The sequence below is a fragment of the Weissella sp. DD23 genome (assembly GCF_001579105.1).
Taxonomy (GTDB): Bacteria; Bacillota; Bacilli; order Lactobacillales; family Lactobacillaceae; genus Weissella; species Weissella cibaria.
The window spans coordinates 162,873-166,815 of the sequence record NZ_KQ970390.1 but is presented as its reverse complement, the minus strand read 5'-3'; the positions used below and the strand labels follow the sequence as shown (position 1 = coordinate 166,815).

3 protein-coding genes and 1 pseudogene are annotated in these 3,943 nt (G+C 44.7%); all 4 read right to left on the bottom strand.

Going from position 1 to position 3,943, the window contains the following annotated elements; all coding sequences use genetic code 11:
* Positions 1-839 (bottom strand): glycosyltransferase family 2 protein (locus WEIDD23_RS00775; RefSeq protein WP_062358731.1); only part of this gene is annotated, 839 nt, incomplete at its 3' end.
* A gap of 94 nt (positions 840-933) precedes the next feature.
* Positions 934-2,388 carry a flippase gene (locus WEIDD23_RS00770; RefSeq protein WP_010371936.1) on the bottom strand — a complete coding sequence of 485 codons (1,455 nt, stop codon included), beginning with the start codon at positions 2,386-2,388 and terminating at the stop codon, positions 934-936.
* Positions 2,389-2,437: 49 nt separating this feature from the next.
* Positions 2,438-3,544 (bottom strand): glycoside hydrolase family 73 protein, encoded by a 1,107-nt coding sequence (locus tag WEIDD23_RS00765; RefSeq protein ID WP_062358668.1) that lies wholly within the window; start codon positions 3,542-3,544, stop codon positions 2,438-2,440.
* 134 nt (positions 3,545-3,678) lie between these two features.
* Positions 3,679-3,943, bottom strand: a pseudogene (locus WEIDD23_RS13335) (acyltransferase); the annotation flags it as partial.

The following is a 3,943-nucleotide window of genomic DNA, read 5'->3' as shown; positions in this document are numbered from 1 at the left end:
AGTTGCACGCCACCAAGCGCTAACATGATGACAATCGTTGATGGCCAGCCAAAGACCGAGTTTTCTGGATGCACTAGCGCGCGTACAAACACGATAACCGCACCAATCAATGCCATCACAAAGGCAATCGTCCCCAGGACAGATACGAGGAGCAATGGTGCCTTCGAGAAATTCACAAAACCATCAATTGAATAACGGAACAAGCTCCAGAAATTCCATGATGTCGTGCCGGCTACACGATCCTTATTCTCATACTCTAAATACTTTTGCTTAAAACCAACCCATGAGAAGATGCCCTTCGAAAAGCGGTTATATTCTTGCATACTCAAAATCGCATCAACCATTTGACGGGTCATTACGCGGAAATCGCGTGCCCCTTCAACGATATGGGTGTCTGACACCATGTTAATAATCTTATAAAACAAGCTTGAAAACCAAGAACGAATCTTTGGTTCACCAGCGCGCGTTGTGCGGCGTGCGCCAACGGCATCCCATTCACCAGATGAGACGCCCGCCAACATTTCTGGCAGTAACTCGGGTGGATCTTGCAAATCCACATCCATAACCGCGACATAATCACCAGTCGCATGCTCCAAGCCAGCGTACAAGCCAGCTTCTTTACCAAAATTACGTGAAAATGACACCAAGTGCACATTTTCATCGCGCGCAATCAATGCTTCAACAGCGGCAACCGTCCCATCAGTTGAACCGTCATCGATGTACCAATATTCGATATCATATTCAGCAAAATTTTTGCGTTCAAGTTCAATCGCATCGTAGAAGATTGCTACTGTCTCTTCTTCGTTAAAAACCGGTACGATAATTGATAACTTAGACATATCTGTCCTCTTTCATATATTTAATCAGCCTGTTCCAGTATAGCAAAAAAGCACCCCTGATTGGGATGCTTTCACAATTTTATAATAACTGCTTTTACTTGTGGAGACGTCCTTTGATAAACCCTTGCACAGTCAACACAAAGTTAGCTCGCATCAGGATGACCATAATCACGTATACCACGACACCAACCGCAATCTGTACCACCGTGCTCGTTGGGAACGGTGGCATTCGCCAAGCCATCGTCGCAATGACTGCAAACATAACGACACCCGCTACGAGATACTTCCACAAACCGTGGAACAAAACGCCTAATTCAAGTTGGTGACGAATGACATAAACTTGGTAAAGGGTTACAGCGAATTCAGCGATAATCGTCGCGACCGCTGCCCCATACAAACTCCAAAGCGGAATAAAGATAAAGTTCAGCAACACATTAACAACCGCACCGACCGTCACGGAAATTGTGAAATCTCGGGTCCGGTTAACCGGCATCAAATATTGCGTGCCGATAACGTTACTCCAAGCGATAAACAAGACAATTGGCGACAAAATCGTAATTGTCCAACCCGCTGGTAAGAAGTTTGGTCCCATGTACCAAATCGACATCTTTGGACCCAAGGCCATCATCCCGAACATCAAGGGCGCAGCCATTGCTGTAACAAAGTCCATTGACTTGTAAATCGCATCATTGACCGCTTTCGTGTTACCGTTCGCATAATGGTTCGCCACACGTGGCAACATGACCGTTCCCATCGCCGTCACCAGGGCCAACGACACTTTGACAATCTTATCCGCGTTTTCATAAAAGGCTGACAAACTAATTGAACCACTAGCAAACAAAGGCAACATTGTCTTATTCAACTGCAAATAAATTTGCGTGGCAATCGTTGGCAAAAATAAGCCTAATGTTGGTAATAAGTGGTGACCGAAGTTCAAAGTCGACAACTTCGGCAACTTCACCTTACCTGGAATGTAGAACCACATCGTGATATTACCAATCACTTGGGTGAGTGCCAATAATAGGATGTAGTTATCGACATCATCAGCTGATTTAACCAAGATGAAAATCAACACCACCATGGCAATCTTAACCAACGAATTACGGACAACCGTCTTCTTAAAGTCTTCCAAGCCCATGAAGTACCATGAAATATCGAGCAGCCCTGAAACAATCACCCATGTCTGCAAATACAGTTGATGGTTGTTTGCTGAGAACTCACCTGGTACATGGCGCATCATGTAGACAAAGACGACATAAATCGCAATTGCCAACAGACTGACCATTGTGTGCAGTCCTTGGATTTCCCAAAACCGTCGATCACGCAACTCACGGTCATCACGCACATACGCAATTTCACGTTGACCATACAAAGTGATACCTAACGTGGCAAACAGCAAGAAGTAACTCACAATCGAGTTAGTCCAAGCCTGGACACCCATTCCATCCGCGCCAAGCACGTGTGACAGGTACGTCATCGTAATCAACGGTGCCAACACAGTTAGCAATTGATAGAAGACGTTATACAAATAATTTTTTACGACTTGCATGTCATTCTCCGACTGTTTTTTAAACTTATCAGTCTAGTATAGCGCAAATTTAACGCAAATAGAATGTACCATTCGTCCCAAAGTTATATACCTTATTGCCAATCTTCACATGTGAGCCCTGGACAGACCGGCCATCACTACCAACGTAGTAATTTAAGCCCCACTCTGACACCCATCGATTATGTTGGCGAACCCCATTGATGAAGAAATAGTATGCGCCCATGTACTTACGGAATCCGGTGTAACGTTGGCCATTTTCAATCCACAACCACCCATCCGTTGTGTTGACGTAACCATTCGCTTTACCGCGCAGGAAGAATGTGCCGTCGTGACCAAAGTTGTAGTAGATCCCGTTAACTTTGTAGCCATCTCCCTGCACCGCTCGGCCTTCACGATCAACGTAGTATTGGAGATTCCAAGCAGAACGCCACTTATTATCAATACGTGAACCATTTTCGAACCAGTAGTACGTTCCCATGTAGAAACGGAACCCCGTAAACTTACGACCATTTTCAAACCAGAACCAGCCATTACCATCATTGATGTAGCCAGAAGCAGGTTTTCCCTTCAAATAGTAGCTACCATTCTTATAGCCATCGTTGTCTAATTGATCAAAATGGTACTCTTCAATCAAATTAATGAGCGATTGGGCATACGTTGGTGCCGTTGCATAACGCCCTTGTAGCCCATAAGCCGCTTCTTTATAATTTTTAGCCCGCGAACGCCAGGCACCTGCGTAATATTCTGGATTCCACGACACACCGTTCTTAAGCAACTTGCCTTGCGCATCCACTGACTCATACGCCGAAGGATACTTAGCAAACTGTGCTTGAACTGAATATGGCTTGCCATCTGAATACTCAGTTGTCCACATCGTGACTGATTGCCCATTGAAAGCACCTTTAACACCGAAATAATTGTTGGCTTTCGTACTTAACGTACTCTGTCCCCAACCACTTTCCAAGGTCGCTTGTGCCATTTGAATTGACGGATATAGCCCATATTTACTTGTATCCGCTAAAATCGCTGGCGTCATTTTATTCACAAACGCTTGTTGTTGTGTCGTCATTGTCGCTGCATCAACTGGGGTGGCTGTTATAACGATACCCAACGTCATAACTCCCGTTGTCAACGCAATCTTTAAGGTTTTATCCATACGCTAACCACCATTCCTAAACACTCTGTAAAATTTAACAAACTCTCTCAAGCTATATTATAGCGCAGTGGACAAAAAGAAAGAGATGTGTAACACCTCCTCGGCTTACACACCTCTTAAACAACTTAAGTATTTTATGGCAATAAACGATTTACACCTGGGATTTTTTGTAATCCCAGCACAATCGCCACACTGATGACCCATACCACCATCGGCAGCGCCAACATATGATAATAAGAGCTTTGATCAAGGTGCAATAACTTCTCTAGCACCGCAATCACAAATTCGTGAATGACGTAAACACCCAACGACACACCAGAAAGACGCTTCAACCAAACCGTTGTCTTTGGACCCGGTTGCCAATCGAGCGGGAAGTGCGTTTTTGCCCAAGCCCAGACC